Source organism: Thalassotalea psychrophila (genome assembly GCF_031583595.1).
GTDB classification, from domain to species: domain Bacteria; phylum Pseudomonadota; class Gammaproteobacteria; order Enterobacterales; family Alteromonadaceae; genus Thalassotalea_A; species Thalassotalea_A psychrophila.
This window is the reverse complement of sequence record NZ_CP134145.1, coordinates 1,614,834-1,637,850: the sequence shown is the minus strand read 5'-3', so window position 1 is coordinate 1,637,850 and position 23,017 is coordinate 1,614,834. Positions and strand designations below refer to the sequence as shown.

Genomic DNA, 23,017 nt, shown 5'->3' with positions numbered 1-23,017 from the left:
TTCAATATGCAGGATTGAACTGGAGCTGAAGTGATTTTGGTATATTTATAAAAACATTTTAGGAATACCCATGAGTACGTTAAAAGAAATCATTGAATTAGCATTTGAAAACCGTGCCGACATTACGCCAAGTACTGTTAGTGATGAAGTTAAAAACTCTGTTTTTGCAGCTCTGCACTTATTAAACATTGGTGAAGCCCGTGTTGCTGAAAAAGTAAATGGTGACTGGGTAGTGAACGAATGGCTTAAAAAAGCCGTTTTATTATCTTTCCGCATTTTAGAAAACGAAGTTATTGAAGACGGCGCTGGTAATGGTAAGTTTTTCGATAAAGTTCCAATGAAATACAAAAACTATGACACCGCTCGCTTTGCCAAAGAAGGCGTTCGTGTTGTTCCTGGTGCATCAGTTCGTACTGGTAGTTACATTGGCAAAGACGTTGTAGTAATGCCATCATTTGTAAACATTGGCGCTTTCATTGATGAAGGTACTATGGTTGATACATGGGCAACGGTTGGTTCATGTGCACAAATTGGTAAAAACGTACACTTATCTGGTGGTGTTGGCATTGGTGGTGTTTTAGAGCCATTACAAGCTGGTCCAACAATTATTGGCGACAACTGTTTTATTGGTGCACGCTCTGAAGTAGTTGAAGGTGTAATTGTTGAAGATGGATGTGTGCTTTCTATGGGTGTATTCATTGGTCAATCTACTAAGATTTTTGATCGTGAAACTGGCGAAGTACACTATGGTCGTGTTCCTGCTGGCTCTGTAGTTGTTCCAGGTAACTTACCGTCTAAGTGTGGAACTTACAGCTTATACGCAGCAATTATCGTTAAAAAAGTTGATGCTAAAACATTAGGTAAAACTGGCCTAAACGATCTTCTCCGTTCTATCGATTAAATAGCCGAAGAACTTTAGAACATAAAAAGGAGCTAATTAGCTCCTTTTTTGCTTTATTAGCGTTACAATAGATGTAATACCAGTTCCCCTTACAAGAGTTAGAACTTAATGAAATCATACACCAACATTGCCGAACTAATTGAACAATTAGAAGCAAATATAAAAGCACTTGCCGAAGAAGTAGTCATCTTAAAGCAAGAGCCACAAAGCATTAACGAACAAATTATTTTTAAGTATATTGATACTGGCAGCACAGGAAAAACAAAAGATTTTGTTCGATCGTTAGACGTAAAATCTGAGCGGGGTTCTTTATTCTCATCTGGTGATGTTAGTAAGTTAATAAGAGACGGCGCAGATGATATCTCACCTGAGTTACTAGCCATTGCGCGAAAAGTGATCAGGATGAAAAAGCAAAGTGGCTCAAAACGCTAAGCCCCCCTTTTGTGTCCTAAGTTATGGTGAAGTAACTAATTAAACTTAGCTTTTGTCACAAATGCTAGGTGATATTTGTGATAAACAAAAAAGATGATAAGTTTTATCCCCTTCCATCTATCTAATATTTACCAATGAAACTATACTGTATAAATTAACAGTATAGTTTCATTGGTATGTATTCATGAAAATTATTCCCATTTATATTGAAGCCGGTATTTCAGGATTTGAATCTCCTGCGGCTGAGTATAAAGAACTAGGGTTATCTTTAGATCAGTTATTAATATCTAACCCTGATGCAACCTTTATTGGCTTAGCCAAAGGTCAATCGATGATAGAAGCAGGTATCTTTGATGGTGATTTACTTTTAGTTGATCGCGCCGAGGCACCTCAAGATGGAGACGTCATTGTCGCCAATTACAACGGTTGCTTTACTTGTAAGTTCATAGACAAAACAAATGCACGTTTATTATCTGCATCTAAATTACATAGACCTGTGCAAATAAACCCAGATGATGATTTTCAAATTGAAGGGGTTGTAACTCGCTCAATACGGCTTCATCGGCAAGTACGAGAGCTAGCTTCATGTATGCTTTAGTTGATGCTGTTTCTTACTACGCCTCAGCAGAAAAGGTATTCGACCCATCGATAAGAAATAAGCCTGTTGTAGTACTAACCAATAACGACGGCTGCATTTGTGCGGTTTGCCCCATTGCCAGAAGACTCGGTGTACCAAAGTTTAAACCTTACTTTCAAATCAAACATTTTTTAGCTAAGCACCAAGTCGTTATACGTTCTTCTAACTATGAATTGTACGCTGATCTTAGTGACAAAATGATGAGTGTAATTGCACGATTTTGTGATAACCAATACGTCTATTCTATCGATGAGTCATTCCTACAATTTAAAAATTACAATAGCCTGATTAAAGATTGGCATCAATACGGCGATGAAATAAGACGTACCGTCTGGCAGGAAACACGTCTCCCCGTTGGTGTGGGGTTTGGTACAACACCAACCTTAGCAAAGGCGGCTAATCATGCAGCTAAAAAATTACCCGGCTTTAATGGAGTTGCAGTTATTAATGATGATAAATCACGTAAAGAAATATTATCAAGAATGTCAGTAACTGATGTATGGGGGATCGGTTCACGATTAGGTAAAAGGTTAAATGTACTTGGTATTAACACTGCTTGGGAACTAGCCAGCCGATCACCTAAAACAATGCGACAACAATTTAGTGTCATGGTTGAGCGTACCATTAACGAATTAAACGGTGTGGCGTGCTTAACATGGGATGATGTCAGGCAACCCAAAAAGGAAATATACTCTACTCGAAGCTTTGGTCAACGAGTAACTGAATTCCATTCATTAAAAACCGCTTTAATTACTCACGGCGCTATTGTAGGACGTAAAGTTAGGCAGCAGCATTCATTAGTGAAACGCTTACTTATTTTCGCAGCAAGTTCACCACACGACGATAATTACTACAAAAAATCTGTTGTATATGATTTTCCCGTAGCAACTGACAATACCATCAACATTGCATTGGCTATTACTCAGGTATTTAATCAAATCTATATGCCAAATGTTCATTTTTACCGATGTGGGGTTGGCGCGATAGAACTCACTAGCAGTGAGTTTACTCAACATGATATGTTTTCAATCAGTGGTAACAACCCTGAACTAATGAATTGTTATGATGGTATTAATAATCGTTATGGCAATGACACCGTGAAACTTGCTGCAGAAGGTCGGGCAGAAAAGTGGCACATGCGACGTGAATTCTTATCGCCAAGCTTTACCAGTAAATGGCGTGATATCCCGAAAATAATTTGTTAATTTTACAAGCTTGCTGCATAACTGCGTGCTTTTTCTAAGTCTTCTGGCGTATCAACCCCTTCAACGGGCAAGCGCGACTGTGCAACTTCTACGTGGATTTTTTCACCTTGCCAAAGCACTCGCAGTTGCTCCAGCGCCTCAATATTCTCTAAAGCACTTGTTGGCCATTGTACGTAGTCTTTAATAAACCCAGCGCGGTAGGCATAAATGCCAATGTGTCGCAAATAAAAGTCCCCTACTTCTTTAATATCATCATTATTTAAAAAGCGCTGACGATCATAGGGAATGGTCGCTCGTGAAAAATACAATGCATAACCATCTTTATCACATAACACTTTAACAGCATTAGGATTTAGTGCTTCTGCAACTGAGTCAATATTAACAGCCAGAGTCGACATACGAGCTTTATTTTGTCCAGCTAAGTTAGCGGCAACTTGGGCAATGTTTTGACTTGGAATAAATGGTTCATCACCTTGAACATTAACAATGATTTCGTCATCATTAAATTGATACTGCTGGACAACTTCAGCTAATCGTTCAGTACCTGATTGATGATCGCTTCGGGTTTTACATACTTCACCACCAAAAGCTTTTACAGCAGTTTCTACTTCATCATTGTCAGTAGCAATAATAACCCGCTCAGCACCAGAGGCTAATGCTTTTTCAGCAACCCATTGGATCATTGGTTTTCCATCAATGTCAGCCAAGACCTTCCCCGGCAGTCGTGTTGATTGGAAACGGGCCGGTATTACTACGGTAAATTTCATTAGCTACGCTCTTCTTCAGATAATTTTCTAGCTTCAGTTTCTAACAAAACAGGAATATCTTTTTCAATTGGATAGGCTAAATGGTCAAACTTACAAATCAATTCAGATTTGTCTTTATTAATATCAAGTTTGCCTTTACATACAGGACAGGCAAGAATGCCAATAAGGTTACTATCAAAAGCCATAGTTTTTACATCTCGTTATTATTAAATCAATTAATTGTTCACCTTGATTATCATCAAAGTGAGCTTCTACTGGTAAATACCAGCTATTTTGTGGGGCTATTCCCGAACACTTTACTGCATCTTTTTCAGTCATCAATAACGGCGCATTTGAGCTAAATTGCCCAAAATCAGTTTCGCAAAAGTGATGATGATCAACAAATGGTATTTTTTGGCCAAGACTGAATCCAAGCTCATGCAAGCTAATAAAAAAGCGTTCAGGGTTACCAATTCCAGCCATGGCATTTACAACATTGTCTTTACCATGTTGGTCAATAAAATCAGCAACGGCTACAACACTACCATCGTGCACATTAACCAATTTATTGCCTTTTAAAGACATATGTTGTTCATTTACATCGGCAAGACCGCTGTTGATAATGACTTTATCAACGGTTTTTAATCTCCAGACCCCCTCTCTTAATGGTCCAGCAGGTAATAACCAACCATTACCAAAGCGACGTTTACCATCTACGATCACCAACTCAACATCACGCTTTAAACGATAATGTTGCAAGCCGTCATCGCTGATCACCATATTACAACCTTGACTAATTAAAAGGTTAACAGCGGCTACTCTATCACTACTCACTACCACAGGTACTTGGCAACGTTTAAAAATAAGTACGGGTTCATCACCGGCTTGTTCTGCCGTGGTTTCATTGGTTAACAGCAACGGTGAATTTCTTTTTTCACCGCCATAGCCTCTACTAATGACACCAACCTTTAAACCGCGCTGTTTTAGTTGTTCAATAAGGTAAATAACCACTGGCGTTTTACCATTGCCGCCAACACCAATGTTGCCAACAATAACAACAGGAATATCCAGTGATGGCTGCTTTAAAATGCCTAAATTAAAAAGAATGCGCCGTAAGGCTGATAACAAATAAAATAACACATTAAATGGCAGCAATAGCCATTTAATTGGGTGATTGTGATACCAAGCCTGTTCAATTAAACGCACTTATTAGCCCCTATTCACCAAATTGAAATGCATGCAATTGTGCGTAGGCACCGTTTTTATCTAGCAATTCTTGATGATTGCCCTGCTCTAGCAAGCACCCTTGGTCCATTACGATTATAGAATCGGCATTTTCTATGGTGGATAAACGATGGGCAATTACAACACAAGTTCGATTTTGTTGTAAAACATTCAATGCATCTTGTATGTGACGCTCAGATTCAGTATCTAAAGCACTGGTAGCTTCGTCGAGTATTAAAAAAGGAGCATCGCATAATAAGGCTCGAGCAATAGCTAAGCGCTGACGTTGTCCGCCACTGAGCATAGAGCCATTATCACCAATATTAGTGTCTAAACCATCGGGTAAGTTTTCTACAAATTCCATCACATGGGCTGCTTTGGCTGCCGCAATGATTTCATCTCTACTCGCTTGTGGGTTTCCGTAAGCGATATTATTGGCCACACTATCGTTAAAAAGCACAACCTGCTGGGAAACAAATGCGAATTGATTTCTTAAGTCTTTCAGTTTGTAATCACGAATATTTTCACCGTCAATCAACACTTGGCCATGATTACTATTGTAAAAACGTAACAACAAAGAGCTAAGGGTTGATTTACCGCTACCTGAGCGACCAACTAGGGCTAACGTTTTTCCAGGTTCTAACTTAAAACTGACATTTTTAAGTGCGGGTTTTTCACTGCCTGGATAGTTAAAAGTAACATCATCAAATTCAATTATACCTTGTGCAGTTTCAAGCCCAAGTGTGCCGGTGTCTTGCTCTACTTTTTGATCTAATACATCAAAAACACTTTGCGCAGCAGCCATACCTCGTTGAAATTCGCTATTTACTGTTGTTAATAGTTTAAGCGGCCTTAGCATCATGATCATACTCGTGACGACTGTGGTAAACGTACCCGGTGATAACTCACCAACAAAATCTTCTCGGCTAGCCGCATATAACACAAAAGCAAGTGCAAATGAGGCAATGATTTGAATAACAGGAACACTGGTTGCTTTAGCTGCAACCATTTTCATTCGTTGCTGGCGATTTTGATTATTTATTTTCGCAAATCGTTCAAATTCGCGTTCTTGCCCACCAAATGACAGAACAACTTTGTGGCCATTAAAAGTTTGCTCCGTTGCACTAGTAACTATTCCCATCATCTTTTGAATGCGTTTACTTACGGCTCTAAAACGTTTAGAAACAACAACGACAATGCAAGCCACAATTGGGATTATAAGTAAGAAAATTGAAGATAATTGCCAACTGTTATAAAACATCAAACCGATCAAGCCAATAACAAATGCACCTTCGCGAATTAAGGTTAATAATGCTTTTGAGATTGCTTTTAATAACTGTTCAGTATCGTAGGTAATTTTTGAAATTAATGTACCAGTGGATTCTTTATCATGAAATGGTACCGGCATTGCAACAATGTGCTCAAATAGTTTTTGTCTTAAGCGCATCACCACATGATTACCCATCCAAGCTAAGCAATATGTTGCGACAAAATGAGAGGTACCACGAATTACAAAGGCAACAATAACAAATATAGGTGCATACTTTAGGATATCGGGATTTGAATTTGTTAAGCCGTCATCAATGAGAGGCTGAAGTTGTGAAAACACTAAAGTGTCAATGCCAGCATAACCTAACATGCCTACAATAGCGGCAGCCAAGCCGAAGCGTAAACCTTTGGTATAACTAAAAAGTCGTTTAAAATTCTGCCAGGTAGTGGCATCCTTTTGCTCTTGCATGTAAGTCTCTTAATTAATGCAAAATATGCTGCATATTTTTAAATTATTATGAAAGTATTCTACCTGATATATAAGGCTAATTCACTGATATACAACTATAATAGCCTATTAATTCGAAAAATTATTGCCAAGGCCAAAAAGGTAACAAATTATCTCGATAAGTTTTATAGGTAATTCCCTGTTTAGTAAACGTAAATTGCACCATTCCTACAATACTTGTATTTAATTCTATAGCACTAATTTGTTGGTAGCGTTCAACAACCTCTTTGACTGGCATATCCCAGCGATTTAAAAAACCACTGCTATAAAGCACATATTTAGGCTGAACAAATTGTACAAAGCTGAAACTTGAAGAGCTTTTAGAACCATGATGCGGCGCTAATAGCACATCGACCTTGCTCAATAGTTCATTATGCAGCAGCTGCAACTCGACCTTATTAGATATATCTCCTGGCAATAGCACTTTATATTTACCATCGGTTATCTCGATTACACAAGACTCATCATTATGAGTCCCTACTTTATTATTAGGCGATAGCACCTTTAACGTTAACCCTTGCCAGTTTATAAACTTGCCGGCTGTACAAGGAATATTATTTTCTAAATCTGAAAAGTTTACCGAAAAAGATTTAACTAGGTTATATTTTTGCAAGAAAGGTAAACCGCCAGCATGATCATTATCACGATGACTTATAATAGCTAAATCAATTTTATCTATTCGGTTCGTTAGTAAATACGGCTTAATTACAGCTTCAACAAAATTAAAGCCACTAGGATAAGCTGCACCGGTATCGTACAAAATGGCTTCGCCATTTCTTTCAATTAACACGGCTACCCCATGGCCAACATCAAATATCGTCATCAACCAGTATTTATTACTTTTTTGCCAATACTGAACACCAATTTCAACCCCAATTATACTCACCAAAGTAGGCAATAATGAGATAAACACCCATTTGGGATGGATTAATCGCAAGGTTTGCAAAAATATGGTCAAGGGAGTTAAACAGATAATAACGAGAACAGGAGTTGAAAATGAAACGGTAGAATACTCGAACGCAGCAAGCCAACTAAGATAATCCATGCCAAGTTCAAGACAGTAATTGGCAATATCAAATAACCATAGAGCCAGTGAAGGCATAATAGGTAATGTAAGCGTCGCTATTAAAATAGTAGGAATAGCGGTGAACGACAACCAAGGTACAACGATAATGTTAGCAAGAGGAGCAACAATAGAAACTTTATTAAACAACAATAATGTCAGTGGCATTAACAATAAACTGATAGCAATTTGTAATAACAATAAAGACAAAAACATTTTTTGCCACTTAGGCCTGTTTACGAATAAATACCCCCAACGCCAAAAGCTAAATAAAATAACCAATACCGCGCTAAAAGATAAGTACAAACTTGCATCGAAAATAGCAAAAGGGTCTATTAAAATAATGGTGCATAAACTTAATAACAGCCACTTGATAATAGTAACCTTAATACAAAAAATTCTTAGTCCATAAAACCATAGCAGCATAATTAATGCCCTAATTGTTGGCATTGAAAATCCAGCCAGATATGAATAGATACAGGCAAAAACTAAACTAACAATCATCGGATAAAGGTATAAATAACGTTGTGATAGTAATGGTTTGGGCAAGAGCCAAATAATAAGCTTCGCCAAGGTGAAACCAAACCCTGCTATAAGCCCCAAATGCAAACCGGATATTGCCATTAAATGCTGAGTACCTGTGGTTTGTAACACCTGCCACATAGGGTTATCAATTTGAGATTTATCACCTAATGATAAGGCTAGAATTAACGGCTTCAACGTTTGTTTAAGATTTTTATTTAATTGATTGTAAAGAGCTTGCCTCACACTTGTTGACTTTTCTAGCACCATATTCAGGGAAGATTTTTTTACATATCCAGTAACAACAAGGTGGTTTTGTAATAACCATTTTTGATAAGAAAAGCTTCCTTGATTAGCAAAGCCATGGGCTGGTTTTACTTTAACCAACAACTGCACAATATCTCCTTGAGAAAGGACTATGTTTGCCTGTTTAAAAGTGATCCTAGCCCCAAAAGGCTGTTTTAACAGTTGTGAATTTATTGATTGTATTTCAACATTAAAACGAAGATCTTCATTGCCACCTACGATCAAGGTTTGTACTGTGCCTTGTATCAATAATTCGCTTAAATGTAAGGTCTTCGCATCTAATTTATTATTATCACTCCATGAAAAATGAGCACTTGCAGCGAACAAGATATAAGCAAAGCCAAAAAGCCAAGCAAGTACTGGGAGTAGCTTTTTATAAAAACAGGTAAGAATAGCGACACAAAAACAAGACAACGCTAACAATAATAGATAGTATAACGCCGGTACTTGCTCAAGTAGTAACGCGCAGCAAGCACCAATAAAAAATAACAGCAACCACCGTTCCATAGTGAATTGTCCATAATTAACGCTGTAATTTGAATACAACAAGTATAGTCGCTATTAAATTTCCTATACTGATATAAATATCATGCACAAAAATAAGCAAGAAGATTAACTTAACTTATGCCAAAGAAAATGATCAAACGATGGTTACCCGATCATCACACCATCAAAACCAATAAACACCTACAAATATTTGGTGATGTGTTGCATGATGCCAATTTATGGCACCTTAATCGTCGTTCAGTATCTAAAGCATTTGCTGTTGGATTATTCTTTGCTTTTGTTCCAGTTCCTTTTCAAATGATGTTGGCGGCAGGAATGGCAATATTGGTTCATGCAAACTTGCCACTTTCGGTTGCTCTGGTTTGGCTTAGCAACCCAATTACGATCCCACCAATTTTTTATGCATGTTATAAACTAGGCACAGTAATAATGAATGTGCCGCCGCAAGATTTCGCTTTTGAGTTAAGTGTAGAATGGCTAACAACTAGCTTGTCAGCAGTAGCTGGCCCTTTCCTATTAGGTTGTGCCGTTTGTGCAGTATTTTTCTCTATAGTTGGTTACTTTACCATTAATGGCATTTGGCGTTACTCAGTAGCAAGCAATTGGAAAAAACGTAAGCATAGATAAGCATTAAGCTAGAAAAGCAGGTGCAGATATACGGGGAGTGATGAGTTTCAGGAGCTTTCTAGTTTCTAGCCCCTAATTCCTAGTTCCTAATACCTATACTCCCTACCCTCCCTGCCCTAACACCTGTGCAGGATCTATTTTCGTTGCACGCCAAGCAGGATACAAGGTTGCAATCAAACTTAATATTAACGCCGCTACAACGGTAAAAATAACGTCTCGTATATCTAACTCAGTTGGCAAAAAGTCGATAAAATAAACATCGCCAGATAAAAACTTGGTATTCAACATCGATTCAATACTACGAATGATTTCGGTCAAGTTTAGTGATAAATACACACCAAATAACGCACCTATTACTGCGCCAAGAACGCCATTTACCAAACCTTGATAAACAAAGCTCAACATAATAGTTTTAGGCTTAGCACCCATGGTTTTTAAAATGGCAATATCACCTTTTTTATCATTTACCGCCATAAATAAACTCGAGACGATATTAAAACTAGCGACGGCAATAACCATTAACATCACCACAAACATGACCGTACGCAGTAGCTGAATATCATTAAAAACATGCCCTTGGGTACGCGTCCAATCATTCATGTACACATAAATATCAAGCTGTTGACCAATATCTCTCACAATGACAGGAGCCTGAAATACATCATCTACGGCTATTCTTAAGCCGTGGACATTATCCCCTAGACCTGCGATTTCGCTACCAACCTTTAACGGCATGTATGCCAGGGTTTCATCGATGGCGCCGCCAAAATCAAAAATAGCAGCGATAGTCATATTACGTTTTTTCGGCGCAGCAAATTGACTGTTACTTTGTTCGCCATTAAGCCTCGGCAAAATAAGTTGTACGGTATCGCCAACGTTAACCTTTAATTTTTTAGCAATACCTTTACCTATCACTAAAGATTGCCCGGTTAAATCGGTCCATTTTCCAGCGCTGATAAAATCAGTTATTTTTGAAACTTTAGTTTCAAGTTCAACATCTACGGCTCGAACTTCTAACGCTTTAAGTTGCTCACCCTTTTGTAATAAACCACCTAATTTAATTACCGGTGCAGCGCCAAGTACATGTTCAAACGACTCTAAATGAGTAACTCGTTGTTGCCAGTTGTCGATAGGTTTAGTAACCGCAATATACTCACCATGAGGAACAACCGATAACAAACGCTTAGCCAATTCACGTTCAAAGCCATTCATTGCAGACAGCACTAATATAAGCACCATCACACCTAAGCCAATGCCTATGGTCGAAGATGCGGATATAAATGAGGCAAAACCTTTGGTTCGATTAGAGCGAACGTAGCGTAAGCCGATAAAAATACTTAATGGTTTAAACATCAAGTAACTTTCCATGGTCTAATTTTAATTGTCTGTCCATACGTCCAGCTAAGGTCAAATCATGGGTCACAACAACAAAGCTAGTATTTTCTGAGCGATTTAGCTCTTTAATTAACTGAAATATTTGTTCTGCAGTATCAAAATCTAAATTACCTGTTGGCTCATCAGCTAAAACTAAAGAAGGTTTGGTAACCAAAGCTCGAGCAATAGCTACACGTTGGCGTTCACCTCCAGAGAGTTCTGATGGACGATGATGCGTTCTATGGCTAAGCCCTACTTTCGCCAGCATATTTTTTGCTTCGGCCAGAGCGGCTTTGGGTTTATCTCCACGGATAAGTAATGGCATAGCTACATTTTCTTCGGCGCTAAACTCCATCATTAAATGGTGAAATTGATAAATAAAACCTAAATGCTTATTTCTAAACTCAGCTCTTTTTGAGTCCGACAAACCATAGATATCAATATTATCAATTTCAACACTACCAGAGGTTGGTGTATCTAATGCTCCAGCCAAATGCAGGAAGGTACTTTTACCGCAGCCTGAGCTACCAACTATAGCCAGTAGTTCGCCTTTTTTAACGGTTAAGTCTAAACCTGTTAATACTGCTGTAGTTTGTGGCCCTTGCTGATATTCTTTAACCAGTTGCTGGCACACTAACACATTATTCATTTCGTAAAACCTCAGCGGGTTGTGTTTTAGATGCTCTATAAGCCGGATATAAGGTTGCAGTGAAGCTCATCACCAATGCCGATAGAATAATTATTAATACTTGTTGATATTGTAAATCGATGGGTAAGGTTTGCATGACAAAGCCTGAGCCTAAAACATTAACGCCAAACAATGACAATACAGAGTTTATGTTTAAGGTAAAGATTACGCCAATGATAGAGCCTAGGGTAACGCCCCATAAACCATTCACCATGCCTTGGGTGATAAATATTTGTAATACCTGTTTCGGCTTTAAGCCCAAGGTTTGCAATATACCGATTTCACCTTGCTTGTCGATAACTACCATTACCAGTGCTGAAACAATATTAAATGCGGCAACAGCGACAATTAAGCTCAACATTAACCACATCATGTTTTTTTCTATGCGCACCGCTGCGAATAAATTACCTTGAGTTTTATCCCAGGTAGTAAAGTTTAAGTGCTCAAACTCATTATTTAACATTAGCTTTTTGGCTAGCGGTTGAGCATCAAATGCATCATTAAGATATAAACGGATGTTATCAACACTGTCTTTATCTTTTCTTAATAAACGAGCGGCATCTTGACCGTGAATAATGACCATATGATCATCAACTTGCGAGCCAACATGAAAGACCCCAACCAAGGTAAACTTGCGTTGCACCGGCACCCTGCCCATCGGAGTAAAAATAGTTTTATTAGGTAGAGCTAGCCTGATTTTATCACCAATACGAATACCTAACTTGCGAGCTAATGAGACGCCCATGACCATTTGGTACTTTCCAGGAACCAAGTCAGTTAACTGCCCTACTTGCATTTTTTCAGCTAATAAAGAATATTTTTGTTCATATTCGGGGTAAATACCCTGCATTAAAACGCCTTGTAATTTACTTGGCGATTGAATAAATGATTCACTTTCTAAATAAGGCGTTGCGCCTTTTACCAATGGCTGTGCTTCAAGCTTTGTAATAAGTTCGTGCCAATCATTAATACTTTGCTGTTTGGCCTGTACAACTACATGAGGTACTAACCCTAAAATACGTTGTTTTAATTGCCCTTCAAAGCCATTCATTACTGAAGCTACAGAGATCAACGCTGCCACGCCTAATAAAATACCGGCGATAGAAAAAAAGGTGATAAAAGATACAAAACCAGAACGGTTTTGACTGCGACTGTAGCGGTATCCGATAAAAAGACTAACCGGTTGAAACATTTATATTTATAATTTTTTTTGAAGATGTCTGTAAATGATAAAAGCTTGCACAGTTTAGTACAAGTAGAACACGATAATAATATGTAATTTAGTATGACAATGGCTGTATAAACGTCTAAAATCAATCGCTAACTGATGTTAATCAGTATTTGTAATTCAAGCCAACAACAACGATATCTAAACAATGAGCCAAACCAGTAGTATATTTTCGCCTTTATTAGCTTTAAGTAAAGTTGATGCCAATTTAAAAGACAAAAAGCAGTGGGCTAACTTGCATGGTTCAAGTGCCAGTATTGCAATTTACTTTGCTGCGGCTAACTCCAAAAGTCTTACGTTATTAGTTACCGAAGATACCGCAACAGCGCTTAAACTTGAACATGAATTACTCAGCATTAATGATCAAGATTTAGATATATGCTTATTCCCTGATTGGGAGACTCTGCCATACGATAGCTTTTCGCCACATCAAGATATTATCTCGCAAAGGCTGCAAACCCTTTATCGCTTATCACGAATGAACAAAGGCATTGTCATTGTTCCGGCCCACACATTAGTACACCGCATAGCGCCTAAACAATATATTGAGGCAAACAGCTTACTAATTAAAACTGGAGATAAAAAAGATCTTCATAAAATGCGTGCAGAGCTTGAAGCAAGTGGTTATCGAGCAGTAGAACAAGTGCTTGAACATGGCGAATTTAGTGCCCGAGGTGCTATTTTAGATCTATATCCAATGGGCAATAACACGCCATATCGGTTAGATTTTTTCGATGATGAAATCGACAGTATTCGCACCTTTGATGTTGAAGATCAACGCTCAAAAGACACCATTGCCAGTATTGAGTTATTACCTGCTCATGAGTTCCCAACAGATAAAGCGGCAATAGAATTATTTAGAAACCAATACCGTGAAATTTTAAAAGCAAACAACGATAAAGACTCTGTATATCATCAGGTCAGTAAAAATATTTTACCCGCTGGTATCGAATATTATTTACCGCTATTTTTTGAGCAAACTGAAACCTTGTTTGATTATTTACCACTAAATACGCAAGTATTAATTCATGGTGACATCGATAAAAACCTTGAGCAATTCAATTTAGATGCGCAATACCGTTATGAAGACAGACGCTACGATCCATTAAGGCCTTTACTGCCACCAGAAAAGTTATTTTTGACTCGAGAACAATTGTTTTCAACGTTAAAGCATCACGACCGAGTTAATATAAAAGTAGCGGATAAAGAAAGCCAAGCAATTAAGCTTAATGACAAAGCGGGTAATGTTAATTATGCAACAGCTGCTTTACCAGAGGTGGCTGTTAATCATCAGCTTAAAAAGCCTTTGCAAGCGGTTTGTCAGTTTTTAGAAGATGCTGCTGAACACAACCAGCAAGTACTATTTGTTGCCGAAAGCCAAGGCCGAAGAGAAACACTGTTAGAATTACTTTCCCGTGAAAAAATAGCTCCTAAAAACGTTGATGATATAAGCAGTTTTATTTCATCTGAGCTGCAAATTGCAATTACAGTTAATGCGTTAAATCACGGTTTTATTGTTTCTCAGGCAGACAGCAAGGCAGCTCTAAACTTTGCAATTATTACTGAAGATGATTTATTCACCGACAGAGTAAAGCAAGCAAGGCGTAGAACTAAAAAACAAGAAACCAACAGCGAAGCGATATTTAAAAACCTCACTGAACTGTCAATAAATCAACCTGTAGTGCATATCGAACACGGTATCGGTCGCTATCAAGGCTTACAGACTTTTGAAAACCAGGGGATTAACACTGAGTTTTTAATGCTCAGTTACGCTAATGATGCCAAACTTTATGTGCCTGTTGCCTCATTACATTTAATTTCTCGCTATTCGGGCTCCAACAGTGACACTACCCCTATCCATAGGCTGGGTACAGACTCTTGGTCAAAAGCGAAGAAAAAAGCCGCTGAAAAAATTAAAGATGTGGCCGCCGATTTACTCGATATTTATGCTAAACGAGCACAAAGTCATGGTTATGCTTTTAAACGAAATAAAGAAGATTATATAAGTTTTGCCGAAAGCTTTGGCTTTGAAGAAACATTAGATCAACAAAATGCAATTACCAATGTTATTGCCGACATGCTGGATCACAAAACCATGGATCGATTGGTTTGTGGTGATGTTGGTTTTGGTAAAACAGAAGTAGCTATGCGCGCAGCATTTATTGCTGCAAATGATTCAAAACAAGTTGTTATATTAGTACCAACAACCTTACTTGCTCAGCAACATTATGAAAACTTTAAAGACAGGTTTGTTAACTGGCCAGTAAATATTGAAGTACTTTCTCGCTTTAAAACCGCGAAACAGCAAAAAGAAGTTATTGCCAATATCGCTACCGGCCAAATTGACATTTTGATCGGTACTCATAAGTTATTGTCTGATGATATTAAGTTTAAAGATTTAGGCTTACTTATTGTTGATGAAGAGCACCGCTTTGGGGTTAAACAAAAAGAAAAAATTAAAAAACTACGTTCTAATGTTGATATTTTAACCCTTACCGCTACCCCTATTCCAAGAACATTGAATATGGCCATGGGTGGAATGCGCGATTTATCAATAATTGCTACACCTCCAGCAAAACGGTTAGCTGTTAAAACCTTTGTACGTGAACGTGAAAGTGCATTGATCAGAGAATCAGTTTTACGTGAAGTTTTACGTGGTGGTCAAGTTTACTTCTTGCATAATAATGTACAAACTATTGAAAAAACGGCGCAAGAACTTCAAGACTTGCTGCCAGAAGCTAAAATTATTGTTGCCCATGGTCAAATGCGAGAACGTGAATTAGAGCGCATCATGAGTGATTTCTATCACCAACGATATAATGTTTTAGTGTGTACTACCATTATTGAAACCGGTATAGATATTCCAACAGCAAACACCATAATAATGGATAGAGCCGATCATTTAGGTTTGGCGCAATTACATCAATTACGCGGCCGTGTAGGTCGATCGCACCATCAGGCTTATGCTTATTTACTAACACCACATCCTAAACGCATGACTAAAGATGCTGCTAAGCGACTGGATGCTATTTCACAGTTAGAAGATTTAGGCGCAGGTTTTGCGTTAGCGACCCATGATTTAGAAATTCGTGGCGCAGGTGAACTTTTAGGTGAAGATCAATCAGGGCAAATGGCAAGTATTGGCTTTAGCTTATACATGGAGATGCTAGATCAAGCAGTTGCGGCGTTAAAAGAAGGCAAACAGCCATCATTAGAAGATTTAACCGCTAAGCAGACTGAAATTGAGTTGCGAGTGCCTGCATTAATCCCAGATGATTACATCTATGATGTCAGTATGCGTTTATCGTTTTATAAACGTATAGCCAGTTGTAAGGACAATCATGAATTAGATGAAATTCAAATTGAGTTAATTGATCGTTTTGGACTGTTACCACAAGCTACCAAACACATTTTTTTCATTGCGAAACTTCGTTTAAGCGCAGAAGATATTGGTATCGCTAGAGTCGATGCAGGTATAAATGGTGGTTCGATAGAATTTAATAGCAACACTAAAATTGATCCTATGCTTATAATAGGCTTGATCCAACAACAACCATCAATATACAAAATGGATGGCGCTAATAAACTAAAATTTGCGATCAAAACAGAAGACAATCAAGCGCGCTTTACCTTAATCAGCAAGATGATAGACAGTTTAAACAAAAGTATTGCCTAAGGAATAATGACCAATATGCAAGTAAACAATGCAATGACAACAGTTAGAACAAACAGCAGCATCACAAAGCATAAATTTACAAAACTGGCCAAGTTGGCATTGCTAAGTTCAATGTTGTTCAGCTTAGTCGGTCATAATGCAATAGCACAACCAGCAAAAGAGTTAAAAAACACTGATGCTACTGAAAAGCCTGCTGAGCGATGGTTCGAAATAGAGGTAATTTTATTAGAGCAACTTATCGACAAATCATCTTATAAAGAAGACTTTAAACAGCAAGTTGCCTTGAATAATGATAAAGCGTCTAACAATGTTTCTTTACTCAACAACTATTTACAAAACATAGTAAATTTTGAGCAACAGTTAGATGTGTGTAACACGCCTAAAACTATTGCGGTTAACAACAGCATTGATAATCTCGAGCAAGAAGGCTTCCAAGCTACAGAGCAAACAAAAAACAAAACAACTTTAGCTGAAGTTGAGAAAAAGTTAGCAAACCTTTCATTAGCGTGTAAAAAAAATGACGTTAATATTTTTGAAAATGCTATCGACAAAGAGTTTTATCAAATACCAAAAACTATTTCAGCTAATGAAGATTTGTATGCCAATGTGCCTTATCTACTTAACAAAAACAGCTTAAAACTGACTCATATAAAAAAATCACTCAGTAACTCTAAACATTTTAAACCGGTATTGCACATGGGCTGGCGCCAGGCAGTGTTAGATAGACGTGCTGCCAAAGCAGTTCGGCTTTTGGCCGGAGAAAACCAAGCATTAACTAAAGTAAAAAATACTGAAGTGATTGAACTTGATGAAAACTTACAATTAAGTGATGCAGAAAAACAAGATATTGTTACAAAGCACTTAGCACAAATTATCAACGATATTGAACAAAACGATATTCAAATAGATGTTTTAACTGAACAGATTAAAAATCAGCAAATACAACCATTATTCGATGTTGAAAGTTTAACGACAGCAGAAAACAATACCAAACAACACCAACAAAATTGGCAAATTGATGGCTTCTTTAATGTACATTTAGATCACTATCTATATATAAATAGCCAGTTTAATGTCATTGCCAAATCTAAAAATAATAATGAAAAAGTTATTGAGGCATTGGTCCCGTTTAAACAAAACCGCAGGGTGATCAGCGGTGAAATTCATTATTTTGATCATCCTTATATGGGAATGATTGTACAAATTCGCCGTCATGAAAAACCAGATGTGATCGATGAAGATGCACCAAAAGAAGTGATCGATTCTGAAGAATTAGACATTAATAGTGATAGGAACTAGGAACTGAAAGCTTGCATGCATCATTAACCATTTAACTAATAGAAGTATAAAATTTATGTCAATAGATAAACAAACGCAAATTGAAGCCGCGGTATTTCGCCGTTTATTAGCCCATTTAGATTCACGCAAAGATGTGCAAAATATAGAACTAATGAATCTTGCCGGGTTTTGTCGCAATTGCTTTTCAAAATGGACTGTTACTGAGGCTGAAAAACTAGGTGAAACAATAGATATTGATACAGCTAGAGAACAAGTGTACGGCATGCCTTACAGCGAATGGAAAGATAAACATCAACTTCCTGCAACTGCTGAACAACTGGCAAAATTTGAACAATTGTCAAAAAAGTAATAGATTAAATACCCAATAAAAAATAATAAGAATAAATTTGTATGCTAAATAAAGAAGATACAGTATTTGTATTAGTTGATGTGCAAGGTAACCTTGCCGGCTTAGTTCATGATAAACAAGCGTTATTTAGCAACATGCAAAAGCTTATAAAAAGTCTGCAGATACTTAATGTACCTATAATTTGGGTGGAGCAAACACCTAGTGCTATTGGCGAAACTATTGTCCAAATATCCAGTTTACTTACTAATCTAACACCAATTAGTAAAACGACTTTCAGTGCCGCTAAAAATGATGAATTTATGACGGCTCTAAAAAAGACTGATAGAAAACAAGTATTAGTTGCAGGGATTGAATCACATGTTTGTGTATACCAAACGGCAATGGATTTGCATCAGCAAAATTTTGAGGTAGAAATAATTTCTGATGCCGTTTCTTCAAGAACACAATCAAACAAACAAATCGCGTTGTTAAAAATGCAAAGCAAAGGGCTAACACTCAGCAGCACTGAAATGGCTCTATTTGAGCTTATTGGTGATGCCGAAAGTAAAGAATTTAAGCAGATCATCAAAATTATTAAGTAGCGTGCTTTGACTAGAGTAAAACAACTTCAATAACTTGTTTCAGGATCTGTTTTAATATAGCCGTAACCGGCTGCAAAGTACCAGACCTTTTGAAGCCTGCTTACTCAACGTTTAATGCGGCCGTCCCCCCCATAGAGGCCATCGGTAAAATGTTTTGCTCAACGCCTTTTTGACTGGAAGGTTGAATCCATTCAACTTCCTTTTTAAGCATTAACAAAACGCCCGTACCTATCATGATAATCAAAGGAAGGGCAATTAAGAAGGCACCCCAGTGGTAACCTTCCTAAACAGCATTTGCGTACTCATTCTAATTATTTTTCTTATTCACACTACTCGAACATGTCGATTAGTCTATTTCAACAGGCTCATCTGACATTTCTTTCATTAAGCCTTCTGGCATCCAAGGCGCACCGGCATCAAGTAAAGATTGCTTGAAAGCAGGAAATGTTTGTTCCCGTAGATTGTTTAATCTTGGCAACAATACATTAAGCGCATCTTGCACAATAAGCATCTGTTCTTTTTGAGTTGCTGTAAGGCCCCATGTGTTTGCTCGGGCAAGTTCAATCATAAATAACCTACTCGAAATTGTCGCTGGTGTTGCCCCCATACCACTACTTGCTGTTTTTCCATTAAGAGCTTCTTGCGCGGCAAACACCGCTTGTCGAAGTTCTTCATAGCTTGTTTCTAGTTCAGTAGTAGGCGCAAAGGAACGGTCGAGGGCTATCCGGAACGACCCTAACTTAGATTTTAAGTCATCGACTTGTCCTCTTGCCATTGATACTTTGCGCCTAAGGCTCTCAACCTCTAGCAATGAGGCCGTGCGCTGCTGCGGTGAAACGCCGCCAGGTACTGTTTCATCAAACAGTGGTTTGACATTAAAGTTGACTGATTCTGCCAATTCGCGTGTTGTGCCATTTGCTGTGGTATATAAAAACGCCGTATACGTACCTGGGGCGACTAGTGGCCCAACATCACCGAAGAAGCTAGGGCCAGTGCCAAGCGCATTAGCTGACGGCATCCGTAAGTCCCAAGTTACTCTATGAAGTCCTTTTTTAGCTTCCGCATGTACCTTCCGTACAATTTTCCCCTTAGCATCTTTTATGATCACATACACACTGGGTTCAGATTCTCTTAATTCAATTTCAACAGTTTCCCATGCAGGATAAAGGGGGAACTTGTCTTTTTCTTGTGCCTGTTCCTCTTTTTCTTCTCTAAGTTCTTTTAACGATTTAATACCATCGCGCAGGTAGTAAGTGAATGTAGCGCCAAATTCTGGGTTTTCAGCACGATATTCAAAATCGCCATGTGAGTCGGTATGCAAACTTTCTGGAATGTACCAAAGCGCGTCACGAGAGGTAAATAATAACGCTTCTTTTTGTAAACTCTTTTTGCTAATTGTTCGCAGTGGAGAGTAGTCATCTAGTATATAAATTCCGCGACCGAAACTACCTGCCACAAGATCATTTTCCCTGCGCTGAATTTGCACATCTCTAAATGATATGGTGGGCACGTCTCCTGTTAGTTCAATCCATTGGTTACCGCCATCAACAGTAAAAAACAAACCAAACTCGGTGCCAATGAAGAGTAAATCTTTATTCACATGATCTTGAACTATGCGCCAAACCAAGTGCTTATCAGGTAAGTTTGAAGCGATTGATTTCCAGGATTTTCCGCGATTAGTGCTTTTGATCAAGTAAGGCTTATAGTCACCGAACTTATGATTATCAAGTGCTGCATACACGGTATCTTTGTCAAATAAATCAGCACGGATATCATTTATATAAGCGGTTGATGGTATACCTCGTATATCGTCAATTTCATAAGTCGTCCATTTTTTACCGCCATCAGAGGTTACTTGAATCAAGCCGTCGTCAGTGCCTGCATACAAAATGTTTTCATCTAGGGGTGACTCAGCAATGTTGGCGATGGTATTAAAGTTAGACATGGCTAATAAATCAAGGCCAGAGTTAACCGACCAAGTTCGATCCATCACTGGCATATGCATTCTGTTTTGATTTTTAGTTAAATCACCCGAAATAGCCTGCCAACTATTTCCGCGATCATCAGAACGCCATACTCGTTGAGAAGCATGATATAAACGTTGAGGATTGTGACTAGATACTAAAATGGGCGCATCCCAGTTATAGCGTTCGGCTGGTTCACCCGGTTTTTCTTGAGGTTGAATAGACACATACTCACCTGTTTTTCGATGAAAACGCGCTAGGTTACCTTGCTGACGCTGACCGTAAACAACGTCTGGGTTTCCTGGCTCAGTTGCCGGTTGATGTCCATCCCAATCAAGAATTAAAAACCAGTCATTATTTTTTATTCCATGAGTTTTTGTTGTGCGCGATGGCCCGCCCTGTGAAGAATTATCTTGAGTACCGCCATATACGTAGTAAAACGGCTTGCTATCATCCACCGCTATTTTATAAAACTGTGTTATTGGCATATTGGCTAGAAAACGCCATTTGTCCATACCGTCTTGAGTCTCATAAATACCGCCGTCGCTGCCTACTAACAGGAAGTCTTTGTTGGTAGGATGAAATGCGATAGCATGATCATCAACATGTTTGTTCTTAACATTCATAGGCGTCCACGTTTTGCCGCCATTGTCACTGTATTGAGTATAATTGCTCGCCATGTAGACACGATCGAAACGATGGGGGTCAGCAAAAATTTCTTGGTAATAATGGGGGCCTGTTCCGCCTGCTACGGCATCAGACATTTTTGTCCAACTTGCACCTTGGTCGGCTGAGCGATAGAAACCGCCTTTGCGTTGATTTAATTCAATGCCTGCGTACACAACATCAGGATTAATGGCTGAAATAGCCAAACCAATTTTACCGATATCAGTAGTGGGTAACCCCTCACTTAGCTTGCGCCATGTTTTACCGCCATCGTCAGTGGTATGAATGGCTGAGCCTTTGCCCGTGCCAACAAAAGCTGGTAAGGTTCTTTGACGTTGCCAAGTGGCTGCATAAAGTTTGTCTGGATTACTTGAATCAATGACTAAAGAAGTGACACCTGTCCATTCGTCTATTTTTAACACATTTTCCCATGTCTGACCGCCGTTAGTCGTTTTAAATAGCCCTCGCTGACCGCCCTTAGACCATAAGGGCCCTTGGGAAGACACCCAAACAGTATTGGAGTCGGTTGGGTGAATAATAATATCAGAAATATGCTCAGACTCTTTCAAACCCATGTTTTTCCATGTTTTACCGGCATCAAGGGAACGATAAACACCATCGCCAAAGCTCAAGTGTCTACCACCATTATTTTCACCCGTACCCACCCAAATAATATTTGAGTTACTTGGGTCTATGGTGACATCGCCGGTTGAATAAACAGCTTCAGAGTCAAATATTGGTTTGAAAGTAATACCGCCGTTGTCTGTCTTCCATACCCCACCAGATCCTACTGCTACATACCAAGTGGATGGATTTTCTGAGTCCACTTCAATATCTGCAATACGCCCTGACATATAAGCAGGGCCAATGTTGCGCAATTTCATGCTTGCAAACAATTTATCGTTCATTAGACCGTCTTGGTCTTTTTCAGCAGCATGTAAAGTGAGGGACGATAGTGCAACTAAAAAGGCGATGGATAAAAGAATTTTCATATAAATCTCCAGCAAGATATTACTTTGTTATTAGGCGTTATTAAGAGCAATCGATAGAATCTTGATTATAGACCCGAATAGGTAAAATAAATCATAAGCTTGCACTATGCAACAGGCGATGTTTTTGCCAGTCAATGAGCTTAAAATCGATTGGGTTATTTACATCAAACCCACTTATTTTTATCTATGGAAAAATGACCGCTATCAGGCAGCTGCTAGAGTAATGGTTTTATTCAACCATGTTCGCTGTAGA

The 23,017-nt window shown here is 38.4% G+C and carries 18 protein-coding genes; 9 read left to right on the top strand and 9 right to left on the bottom strand.

Features of this window, described 5'->3' with window-relative positions:
* Positions 1–70 precede the first annotated feature (70 nt).
* From dapD to RGQ13_RS06795, 4 genes are all read left to right on the top strand, one after another.
* Complete coding sequence (dapD, locus tag RGQ13_RS06810) at positions 71–901, top strand: 2,3,4,5-tetrahydropyridine-2,6-dicarboxylate N-succinyltransferase (RefSeq protein WP_348392806.1); 831 nt, start codon at positions 71–73, stop codon at positions 899–901.
* 108 nt (positions 902–1,009) lie between these two features.
* On the top strand, positions 1,010–1,333 hold the full coding sequence (locus RGQ13_RS06805) for a hypothetical protein (protein ID WP_348392805.1): 324 nt from the start codon (positions 1,010–1,012) through the stop codon (positions 1,331–1,333).
* A gap of 184 nt (positions 1,334–1,517) precedes the next feature.
* On the top strand, positions 1,518–1,931 hold the full coding sequence (locus RGQ13_RS06800) for a LexA family protein (RefSeq protein ID WP_348392804.1): 414 nt from the start codon (positions 1,518–1,520) through the stop codon (positions 1,929–1,931).
* Positions 1,919–3,175, top strand: coding sequence for a Y-family DNA polymerase (locus RGQ13_RS06795; protein WP_348392803.1), 1,257 nt, complete (start codon positions 1,919–1,921; stop codon positions 3,173–3,175). The genes RGQ13_RS06800 and RGQ13_RS06795 overlap by 13 nt, the downstream gene beginning before the upstream one ends.
* 2 nt (positions 3,176–3,177) lie before the next feature.
* On the opposite strand, the gene kdsB is transcribed toward RGQ13_RS06795, so the two are convergent.
* The 5 genes from kdsB to RGQ13_RS06770 all read right to left on the bottom strand — a co-directional run bounded on the left by kdsB (position 3,178) and on the right by RGQ13_RS06770 (position 9,320).
* Positions 3,178–3,942 (bottom strand): 3-deoxy-manno-octulosonate cytidylyltransferase, encoded by a 765-nt coding sequence (gene kdsB, locus RGQ13_RS06790; protein WP_348392802.1) that lies wholly within the window; start codon positions 3,940–3,942, stop codon positions 3,178–3,180.
* Positions 3,942–4,127, bottom strand: coding sequence for a Trm112 family protein (locus RGQ13_RS06785; RefSeq protein WP_348386407.1), 186 nt, complete (start codon positions 4,125–4,127; stop codon positions 3,942–3,944). The genes kdsB and RGQ13_RS06785 overlap by 1 nt, the downstream gene beginning before the upstream one ends.
* Complete coding sequence (gene lpxK, locus RGQ13_RS06780; RefSeq protein ID WP_348392801.1) at positions 4,117–5,127, bottom strand: tetraacyldisaccharide 4'-kinase; 1,011 nt, start codon at positions 5,125–5,127, stop codon at positions 4,117–4,119. Before lpxK ends, RGQ13_RS06785 begins: the two co-directional genes overlap by 11 nt.
* A 10-nt stretch (positions 5,128–5,137) precedes the next feature.
* Positions 5,138–6,883, bottom strand: a complete 1,746-nt coding sequence (gene msbA, locus RGQ13_RS06775; RefSeq protein ID WP_348392800.1) for a lipid A export permease/ATP-binding protein MsbA — start codon at positions 6,881–6,883, stop codon at positions 5,138–5,140.
* Positions 6,884–7,004: 121 nt separating this feature from the next.
* Positions 7,005–9,320, bottom strand: coding sequence for a DNA internalization-related competence protein ComEC/Rec2 (locus tag RGQ13_RS06770; RefSeq protein WP_348392799.1), 2,316 nt, complete (start codon positions 9,318–9,320; stop codon positions 7,005–7,007).
* 117 nt (positions 9,321–9,437) lie between these two features.
* Between RGQ13_RS06770 and RGQ13_RS06765 the strand changes: the two genes are divergently transcribed.
* Entirely contained in the window at positions 9,438–9,947 is a 510-nt protein-coding gene (locus RGQ13_RS06765; RefSeq protein WP_348392798.1) for a DUF2062 domain-containing protein, read from the top strand.
* 102 nt (positions 9,948–10,049) lie between these two features.
* Here RGQ13_RS06765 and lolE read toward each other — a convergent pair whose 3' ends face one another.
* Genes lolE through RGQ13_RS06750 form a run of 3 tightly spaced genes read right to left on the bottom strand, consistent with a single transcriptional unit; the run spans position 10,050 to position 13,201 of the window.
* The gene (gene lolE, locus RGQ13_RS06760; RefSeq protein ID WP_348392797.1) at positions 10,050–11,300 is read right to left on the bottom strand and encodes a lipoprotein-releasing ABC transporter permease subunit LolE; all 1,251 of its coding nucleotides are present in this window, start codon (positions 11,298–11,300) and stop codon (positions 10,050–10,052) included.
* Positions 11,293–11,970 (bottom strand): lipoprotein-releasing ABC transporter ATP-binding protein LolD, encoded by a 678-nt coding sequence (gene lolD / locus RGQ13_RS06755; RefSeq protein WP_348392796.1) that lies wholly within the window; start codon positions 11,968–11,970, stop codon positions 11,293–11,295. The genes lolE and lolD overlap by 8 nt, the downstream gene beginning before the upstream one ends.
* The gene (locus RGQ13_RS06750) at positions 11,963–13,201 is read right to left on the bottom strand and encodes a lipoprotein-releasing ABC transporter permease subunit (RefSeq protein ID WP_348392795.1); all 1,239 of its coding nucleotides are present in this window, start codon (positions 13,199–13,201) and stop codon (positions 11,963–11,965) included. Before RGQ13_RS06750 ends, lolD begins: the two co-directional genes overlap by 8 nt.
* 184 nt (positions 13,202–13,385) lie before the next feature.
* Here RGQ13_RS06750 and mfd point away from each other — a divergent pair, with 184 nt between their 5' ends.
* The 4 genes from mfd to RGQ13_RS06730 are packed head-to-tail and all read left to right on the top strand — an operon-like array spanning position 13,386 to position 19,142.
* Positions 13,386–16,913: a transcription-repair coupling factor gene (gene mfd / locus RGQ13_RS06745; RefSeq protein WP_348392794.1), complete on the top strand. Its 3,528-nt coding sequence runs from the start codon at positions 13,386–13,388 to the stop codon at positions 16,911–16,913.
* Positions 16,914–16,928: 15 nt separating this feature from the next.
* Complete coding sequence (locus RGQ13_RS06740; RefSeq protein ID WP_348392793.1) at positions 16,929–18,212, top strand: CsiV family protein; 1,284 nt, start codon at positions 16,929–16,931, stop codon at positions 18,210–18,212.
* 55 nt (positions 18,213–18,267) lie between these two features.
* The gene (locus RGQ13_RS06735; protein ID WP_348392792.1) at positions 18,268–18,561 is read left to right on the top strand and encodes a DUF1244 domain-containing protein; all 294 of its coding nucleotides are present in this window, start codon (positions 18,268–18,270) and stop codon (positions 18,559–18,561) included.
* Positions 18,562–18,602: 41 nt separating this feature from the next.
* Positions 18,603–19,142, top strand: coding sequence for an isochorismatase family protein (locus RGQ13_RS06730; protein WP_348392791.1), 540 nt, complete (start codon positions 18,603–18,605; stop codon positions 19,140–19,142).
* Positions 19,143–19,488: 346 nt separating this feature from the next.
* Here the strand turns inward: RGQ13_RS06730 and RGQ13_RS06725 are convergent, their stop codons facing one another.
* On the bottom strand, positions 19,489–22,764 hold the full coding sequence (locus RGQ13_RS06725) for a VPS10 domain-containing protein (protein ID WP_348392790.1): 3,276 nt from the start codon (positions 22,762–22,764) through the stop codon (positions 19,489–19,491).
* Positions 22,765–23,017 lie beyond the last annotated feature (253 nt).

What these genes read in the sequence shown, in the direction of transcription:
- dapD (WP_348392806.1), top strand. Translation starts at nt 71, where the DNA reads ATGAGTACGTTAAAAGAAATCATTGAATTAGCATTTGAAAACCGTGCC.
- RGQ13_RS06805 (WP_348392805.1), top strand. Translation starts at nt 1,010, where the DNA reads ATGAAATCATACACCAACATTGCCGAACTAATTGAACAATTAGAAGCA.
- RGQ13_RS06800 (WP_348392804.1), top strand. Translation starts at nt 1,518, where the DNA reads ATGAAAATTATTCCCATTTATATTGAAGCCGGTATTTCAGGATTTGAA.
- RGQ13_RS06795 (WP_348392803.1), top strand. Translation starts at nt 1,919, where the DNA reads ATGTATGCTTTAGTTGATGCTGTTTCTTACTACGCCTCAGCAGAAAAG.
- kdsB (WP_348392802.1), bottom strand. Translation starts at nt 3,942, where the DNA reads ATGAAATTTACCGTAGTAATACCGGCCCGTTTCCAATCAACACGACTG.
- RGQ13_RS06785 (WP_348386407.1), bottom strand. Translation starts at nt 4,127, where the DNA reads ATGGCTTTTGATAGTAACCTTATTGGCATTCTTGCCTGTCCTGTATGT.
- msbA (WP_348392800.1), bottom strand. Translation starts at nt 6,883, where the DNA reads ATGCAAGAGCAAAAGGATGCCACTACCTGGCAGAATTTTAAACGACTT.
- RGQ13_RS06770 (WP_348392799.1), bottom strand. Translation starts at nt 9,320, where the DNA reads ATGGAACGGTGGTTGCTGTTATTTTTTATTGGTGCTTGCTGCGCGTTA.
- RGQ13_RS06765 (WP_348392798.1), top strand. Translation starts at nt 9,438, where the DNA reads ATGCCAAAGAAAATGATCAAACGATGGTTACCCGATCATCACACCATC.
- lolE (WP_348392797.1), bottom strand. Translation starts at nt 11,300, where the DNA reads ATGTTTAAACCATTAAGTATTTTTATCGGCTTACGCTACGTTCGCTCT.
- lolD (WP_348392796.1), bottom strand. Translation starts at nt 11,970, where the DNA reads ATGAATAATGTGTTAGTGTGCCAGCAACTGGTTAAAGAATATCAGCAA.
- RGQ13_RS06750 (WP_348392795.1), bottom strand. Translation starts at nt 13,201, where the DNA reads ATGTTTCAACCGGTTAGTCTTTTTATCGGATACCGCTACAGTCGCAGT.
- mfd (WP_348392794.1), top strand. Translation starts at nt 13,386, where the DNA reads ATGAGCCAAACCAGTAGTATATTTTCGCCTTTATTAGCTTTAAGTAAA.
- RGQ13_RS06740 (WP_348392793.1), top strand. Translation starts at nt 16,929, where the DNA reads ATGCAAGTAAACAATGCAATGACAACAGTTAGAACAAACAGCAGCATC.
- RGQ13_RS06735 (WP_348392792.1), top strand. Translation starts at nt 18,268, where the DNA reads ATGTCAATAGATAAACAAACGCAAATTGAAGCCGCGGTATTTCGCCGT.
- RGQ13_RS06730 (WP_348392791.1), top strand. Translation starts at nt 18,603, where the DNA reads ATGCTAAATAAAGAAGATACAGTATTTGTATTAGTTGATGTGCAAGGT.
- RGQ13_RS06725 (WP_348392790.1), bottom strand. Translation starts at nt 22,764, where the DNA reads ATGAAAATTCTTTTATCCATCGCCTTTTTAGTTGCACTATCGTCCCTC.